Source organism: Mesorhizobium sp. M1396 (genome assembly GCF_040317725.1).
Classification (GTDB): domain Bacteria; phylum Pseudomonadota; class Alphaproteobacteria; order Rhizobiales; family Rhizobiaceae; genus Mesorhizobium.
The window spans coordinates 1-6842 of sequence record NZ_JAMYLA010000110.1 but is presented as its reverse complement, the minus strand read 5'-3'; the positions used below and the strand labels follow the sequence as shown (position 1 = coordinate 6842).

6 protein-coding genes are annotated in these 6842 nt (G+C 60.9%); 4 read left to right on the top strand and 2 right to left on the bottom strand.

The genetic code is table 11. From position 1 onward, the window contains the following. The 3 genes from NKH02_RS33755 to NKH02_RS33745 form a co-directional block, all read left to right on the top strand. Positions 1 to 962 (top strand): FAD-binding protein (locus NKH02_RS33755; protein WP_352884141.1); only part of this gene is annotated, 962 nt, incomplete at its 5' end. Further along, the gene (gene nadC / locus NKH02_RS33750; RefSeq protein ID WP_352884139.1) at positions 962 to 1843 is read left to right on the top strand and encodes a carboxylating nicotinate-nucleotide diphosphorylase; all 882 of its coding nucleotides are present in this window, start codon (positions 962 to 964) and stop codon (positions 1841 to 1843) included. The genes NKH02_RS33755 and nadC, both read left to right, overlap by 1 nt. A gap of 498 nt (positions 1844 to 2341) precedes the next feature. After that, the gene (locus NKH02_RS33745; protein WP_352884137.1) at positions 2342 to 3817 is read left to right on the top strand and encodes an NAD-dependent succinate-semialdehyde dehydrogenase; all 1476 of its coding nucleotides are present in this window, start codon (positions 2342 to 2344) and stop codon (positions 3815 to 3817) included. A 216-nt stretch (positions 3818 to 4033) separates the two neighbouring features. Here the strand turns inward: NKH02_RS33745 and NKH02_RS33740 are convergent, their stop codons facing one another. Continuing rightward, positions 4034 to 4300: a hypothetical protein gene (locus NKH02_RS33740; protein ID WP_352884135.1), complete on the bottom strand. Its 267-nt coding sequence runs from the start codon at positions 4298 to 4300 to the stop codon at positions 4034 to 4036. Between the two features lie 331 nt (positions 4301 to 4631). Here NKH02_RS33740 and NKH02_RS33735 point away from each other — a divergent pair, with 331 nt between their 5' ends. Then, positions 4632 to 6287: an MFS transporter gene (locus tag NKH02_RS33735; RefSeq protein ID WP_352884133.1), complete on the top strand. Its 1656-nt coding sequence runs from the start codon at positions 4632 to 4634 to the stop codon at positions 6285 to 6287. A gap of 208 nt (positions 6288 to 6495) precedes the next feature. Here the strand turns inward: NKH02_RS33735 and NKH02_RS33730 are convergent. Beyond that, positions 6496 to 6842 (bottom strand): DUF309 domain-containing protein (locus NKH02_RS33730; RefSeq protein WP_352884131.1); only part of this gene is annotated, 347 nt, incomplete at its 5' end.

Genomic DNA, 6842 nt, shown 5'->3' with positions numbered 1-6842 from the left:
GCGGTATCGGCGCCCTGTTCAGAGACACGACCAATCCGGCCGGCTCATTCGGGCACGGCCTGGCGCTCGCCGCATGCGCCGGTGCAGAACTCGCCGATCTGGAATTCATCCAGTTCCACCCGACCGCGCTCGACGTTTCGCAGCGGCCGATGCCGTTGGTGAGCGAAGCGGTTCGCGGCGAAGGCGCAGTGCTGATCAATGAGCGTGGGCACCGCTTTCTGTGCGACACGCCTGGCGGCGAACTCGCATCGCGCGATGTCGTGGCTCGGGCCGTGTGGCAGCAGCTTGCCACCGGACACCGTGTTTACCTTGACGCCCGGCAGTCCCTTGGCCCCAGCTTCGCCAAGCGCTTCCCAGCTGTTGCCCGGCATTGCCGGGACGCCGGAATCGATCCGGCAGTCGAGCCCATCCCGGTGCGCCCAGCGGCACATTATCACATGGGCGGCGTGGCCGTGGATGCCGCGGGCCGCAGCACGGTGCCGGGTTTGTGGGCTTGCGGTGAGGTTGCCGGCACCGGTCTGCACGGCGCCAACCGGCTTGCCAGCAACTCGCTGACCGAGGCCGTGACGACCTCGTTGTGGGTCGCGCAAAGCGTAGCTGCCGCTCCTGCGGGCTGGCAGTGGCCCAGGCTTGTCGCAAAGGCACCCCCGCGGCCCGACCCCTCCTCCGTTCGCCACGCAGTCTCCAATGGGCTCGGTGTTATGCGGGACGGGCAAGCACTATCCGACACCGTGGAAACGCTGCTGCCGATGGCGGTTCGCAACACTGGCGCTTCCGATCCCGCCTTGATCGCGCTGATGATCGCCATTGCAGCGCTTCGGCGCCAGGAAAGCCGCGGCTCGCATTACAGGTCGGACTTCCCCACACGCAGGGCGCAGGCCCGGTCTTCACGCTTGACCCTTGCCTCAGCAATGACAGTTGCGGCCGAACTCAGCCTGCGGCCCGCGGAACGGAGTGCCTGATGACGTCACCCCCGCCCCTTCCCGGGATCGTGATCGAGCCGATCGTGCGTAGCGCTCTTCTGGAGGATCTGGGAAAAGCCGGCGATCTCACGAGCGATGCCATTGTGCCCTTTGACTGCAGGGCCACCTTTGCATTCAGAGCACGGCAGTCCGGCGTTCTCGCGGGGCTTGATCTGGTAGCCTACGCTTTCATGCTTGTTGATCCGTCGATCGACATAAATTTTGGACGCCTGGACGGCAGCAGGGTCGCGGCGGGTGAGACCATTGCTACGGTGAGTGGACCGGCGCGTGGGATGCTTGCGGCCGAGCGTACAGCGCTCAATTTTCTCTGCCATCTCAGCGGCATTGCGACGGCAACAGCCGAGATCGTCGAGGCGGTGCGTGGACAAAAAGCAAGGATCGTGTGTACGCGAAAGACGACTCCGGGCCTGCGCGCACTGGAAAAATACGCCGTTCGCGCCGGCGGCGGCGCCAACCACCGCTTCGGGCTCGATGATGCGGTGCTCATCAAGGACAATCACATCGCCATTGCCGGCGACATCCGCACGGCCATTGAACGCGCGCGCGCTGCCGTCGGACATATGGTCAAGGTCGAGGTCGAGGTCGACACACTGGACCAGCTCGAGATAGCGCTAGCCGCCGGGGTCGACGCCGTCCTGCTGGACAATATGTCCGTCAAGCAACTCACCCAGGCGGTCGCAATGGTTGACGGCCGCGCGACCACCGAGGCGTCGGGGCGCATAACGCCGGCAACGGCACCAGCCATCGCGGCAACGGGAGTCGACCTCATTTCTGTTGGCTGGCTTACGCATAGCGCACCAATCCTCGACATCGGCATGGATGTGCCGGTCGAAGCATGCATCCAGAAGCATCTAAACTGATGAGAGGGCGTGCAATCAAAGGTGGGGTCAATTGTGGCGGCAGGGTTCGTGCTATGAAAAAGAAGGGACCGGTTAGCAACCGTGGCGAGGCACTTGCCTTCATCAGTGCCACTCTCAAAGAACTGCATCTTGTGGCAGCCTCTCACAAACTGCACTTGCTGGGATACCTTCTTGGGATGGCCTACATCGAATCGTACGATATGGTCCGCAATGAACGCTCTTTTCGTCAAAGCTAGATCCTAGATCAGGGATAGCCTCGCGCTGCGAACTGAGCCCTGTGGCAGCTTCAGCTCACACAACCCAACCTTGAGCGGTTTGGCCGTAACGATCAGTTGGAGTAATTGACCGCGCGGCAGGCTCGCTTTGTCTGCGTGGTTGCGATGCATGTATAGAGTGGAATCGAGTGGGTCTAGTGGCACTTCACCGAGGCCCTATGCGAAGCTGAGGCGCGCGAATAAACCCAAATACGTCGCGTTAACCGCATCGAGGAGATACGCGTTGCCCCTGTACGAGCCACTGCTTCGCCACCTGAAGTCGCGCGAGCTGTTCGGAGCCATTGACCGGGTGCCGGCTCTTGGCATGCCAGCAAGTGAGAGGACCTTCGAGGTATCGAACCCTTCGACCGGCGAGGTGCTGGCGGAATTGCCCGACATGGGTGTTGAGGAGGCGCGCGCCGCAATCGACAAAGCCTACGTGGCGCAACCTGAATGGGCAGCACTGACCGCGCGCGAGCGCAGCGACATCCTCTGGCGTTGGCACCAACTGATCGTCGACCACACCGACGATCTTGCAGCGATCCTGACTGCGGAGATGGGCAAGCCGCTAGCCGAAGCGAAGTCTGAGGTGGCGCATGCGGCCGCATATCTGCAATGGTACGCCGAAGAGGCCAACCGCATCTATGGTGAGACGATCTCGGCGCCCTCGACAGACCGTCGCATGCTGGTTATCAAACAGCCAGTCGGCGTCGTTGGAACGATCACGCCCTGGAACTTTCCGGCTTCAATGGTAGCGCGCAAGATCTCGCCGGCTCTCGCCGCCGGCTGCACGATCGTGCTCAAACCTGCTGAACAGACGCCCCTGGTGGCAGGTGCAATGTTTGCTCTGGCCCATCTTGCCGGCTTTCCCGAAGGCGTCGTCAACCTCATCTACGCCTCCGAAGGCGATGCGGTCGGCCGCGAACTCTGCTCGAACGCCAAGGTCCGCAAGATCAGTTTCACCGGTTCGACCGAGGTCGGCCGATTGCTCATGCGCCAGTGCTCGGACCAGATAAAGAAAGTCGGTCTGGAGTTGGGTGGCAATGCGCCTTTCATCGTCTTTGATGATGCCGACGTCGATGCTGCCGTCGACGGCGCGATCCAGGCCAAGTTCCGCAATGCCGGCCAGACCTGCGTTTCCGCCAACCGGCTTTACGTCCAGTCGGGCGTTCATGACGAATTCGTCGCCAAATTCGTGGAGCGTGTCCGTGAGCTTCAGGTCGGCGACGGCTTCGATCCAGGTGTCGCCATCGGTCCGCTGATCGACGGGCATGCACTGGCCAAGATCGAACTTCACATTGCCGATGCCTTGGCCAAGGGCGGCGCGATCCGATGTGGCGGCGGCCGCATCGGCAGCGATGGCAACTTTTTCCAGCCTATGGTCCTCAGCGGCGTCACAAGGGAAATGACCGTGGCGCAAGAGGAGACCTTTGGACCCTTGGCGCCGATTATCCGCTTCGAGGATGCCGATCAGGTCGTGCGTGAGGCCAACGACACGATCTACGGCCTTGCCGCCTATTTCTATGCTTCGAACCTGAAGCGTGTCTGGCGTGTGGCCGAGGCGCTGGAATATGGCATGGTGGGGATCAACACAGGACGCATGTCCTCAGAAGCCGCGCCTTTTGGTGGGATAAAACAGTCCGGCATCGGGCGGGAAGGTTCCCGCCACGGCCTCGAAGACTATCTTGAAATGAAGTACCTCTGCATGGGCGGCATCTGAGGCGGCGGGCGGCGATTGCCGCGATGAAGCGGACGGCCGGACGCCACAAATGGACCCGCAGTTTTCAGATTCGCGGAACAATCCACACCCAATCTGCCTCATAAAGGGCCCCGGTTTTCCGCCTATTTTTTGGTGGTCGAACGTCGTCAATTGCCTTCGTCGCTGTGGCGGAACGCGGCGCGATAGCCGGTTAGCAACAAGCTTTGGGCGTCATTTCTATCTGGCGGAATCGACCCCTTCCGACAAAAGCCTGACCTTTGCCAGTCTTCTACGAGCCAGCGTTCGCGCCAAAAGTTCAAAGCCGCGTCCGTAACATTCAACAATGAAAGCCAGCGTTATCAGGTCGAGCAGAAAGTCGTCGATCGCATGCGTGAGCGCATCAGACCTTTGTTCGAATCGAAGTAGCAAGGCGCGCGCCTCTTCGATCGCGGCCTGGCAATCGTCTGCGTCTATCAGGGAATCGATCCTGTCAAAGATCTGCAAGCGTCCTCACTTTTCGAAAGCCACACTCAGCATCGAACGGCGCTGATGATTGAGTTTCCAACAAAAGAACAGGGTCGCGTTTCGCGAAAAATCGCTCGGCAGCGCGTCGAACGAGCATGATGTCTCAAATGACATGAGAATTCCGGCTCACCAACATGTCGTCGAAGGCGAGTGAGCCGGCCCATTTCTGCGTCTCGGCCGCCAGACCACCGGTCAGGAGGAACTGTGGCCACACCGTCGGAGACAAATGGGTCCATCTATTCTTCCAGCCGCCACGGTTCAGCCTAGATTACATGGGAAGCGACAATAACGGAAAGCAAAGGATCGCAAAATGAGTAGGGTGGCTGGATCAAACGAAGATTTGGCTGCACCAACGACCTTTGGGCCACTTCTGCAGCCCACCTTTCGCTCGATCTGGCTCGCCACGCAGGTTTCAAGCCTCGGCTGGTTGATGCAGACTGTTGCCATCAGCTGGCTGATGGCAACGATCTCGACTTCCGATCTGATGGTTGCGTTGGTGCAGGCATCATCGAACCTGCCCGCTTTCGTCCTGTCCGTTTTTGCCGGAGCTCTCGCCGACAATTTCAGCCGGCGCCGGGTGATGTTCGCCGGTCGGTGCCTTATGGTGATTGCGTCCGCGATGCTGACCGCGTCCGTGGCGCTGGGCTTTGTCAGTCCATGGATGATCCTCGGCTTCAGCTTCTTGATCGCAAGCGGCGGTGCTCTCAATGATCCGGCCTGGCAAGCGTCGGTCGGCGATATCGTGGATCGACGCGATGTTCCCGCTGCCGTCACCCTGCTTTCTGTTGGCTTCAACACCGTCCGGACTGTGGGTCCGGCGCTCGGCGGCATTGTGGTTGCCTCATTTGGCCTTATGGCGGCATTCGCGGTGACCACGCTCACCTATTTCGTACCCTTGGCTACTATTTGGCGCTGCAAGTGGAAGGTTCGCTCGTCCCCTCTTCCCCGCGAGTCGATGAGGACGGCGATCTATGACGGGCTGCGCTTCACGGCGATGTCATCGGAAATCAAGGCAGCGATCGCGCGCGGAACCCTCTTTGGCCTGGCGAGCATTGCCATACTCGCGCTGCTGCCGGTGGTTGTCCGCGACCAGCTGGGAGGAGGCCCGCTTGCCTATGGCGCGCTCATGGCCGGCTTCGGAACCGGTGCCGTCTTGGCCGGCCTCTCCAACAGCCTGTTCAGACGGAGCTTGTCGCAGGAGCGACTGATGAGGCTTTCATGCGTCGCCTGTGCGGCGTGTTCTCTCTCCCTGGCACTGACATCTTCGATTGCCGTGGCGGCAATTGCACTCGCCTTGGGCGGCGCGGGCTGGGTGACCGCCTGGTCCGGGGTTGGTGTAAGCGTGCAGCTGGCGAGCCCGCGCTGGGTCGTGGGGCGCACCATCTCGATCTACTATGCTTTGATAGACGGCGGCATCGCGCTCGGCAGCTGGGTGTGGGGCACGGTGGCCGAAAACCATTCGCTGACCTGGGCGCTAGAGGGTTCCGCTGGAGCCCTGTTGATCGTCGCTGCAGCCGGCGTTCTCTTTCCGCTTCGAGAGCGCCGCGACTCCGAGCCCGATCCCTTAGAGGAATTCGATGCCCCAGCTGTCTCTCTCAATTTGAAACCGAGGAGCGGCCCGATCGTGGTCAAGGTCGAATATCTGATAGCCGAGAGAAATCTCGAGGCTTTCCTCGACCTCATGCGGCAGCGGCGTCATGTACACAGCCGCGTCGGTGCTCGGAACTGGACGCTCCAGCGGAACCTGCAGAAGCCTATGCATTGGACAGAAACGTTCCGCACGCCGACCTGGACGGACTACCTTCGCCTCAATCATCGTCTGACGGAAGTGGACAAGGAACTGGACGAGCGTGTCTTTCAGCTGCACGTGGCCGACACCCCACCTCAAATGACACTTTCCATCGAGCGGCCGACAAGCTCGGCCCGCAAGCCCGAGCACTCAGCTTTTCGCCATCCCCGTCATTGAAGCCTGGCCGGCATCTCTGCCATCAATCGATTGGCTACGAGCGCGACCGGTCAGCCCCGACCCTCGAGACCATCGACATCGAAGCGGCCGCGAGTTGCCTATAAAACATTACTGCACTCTTATTGTTTGTGACGCATGCGGGTGGTGAGCGGTTTTCAAAGGCCCCGTTTCCTGCTGACAAAGTTAGCTTGGACCACTGAATTGCCGATCAAACGCTCTCGGATACTGGTGCGAGTATGAAATTAAAGGCGGGCTCAGGCTCGGCAGACTTTGGCTCCCGCAGAACAACCGGGTAAGCGACAACCGCTTGGGCATGTTCAGCGAGCGCGGCAGGTGTCATTCCCAGTGCTTTCTCAAACAGGCCGCCCGGACTCCCCACCTGACGAAAAAGCCCTGCAGCTCTTGTCGCATGGCGCGCCGCGGCGACCCGCTTTCCCTCACGGATCTTCACGCCGGCCGCCGCCAACAGGATCAGTCCCTTGAAGAACAGGCGGTGCTGAGCGCTTTGTTTCGCAGCCTGCCAGAGAGGCTCCCAGGCTTCATGGGCTTCCCAGT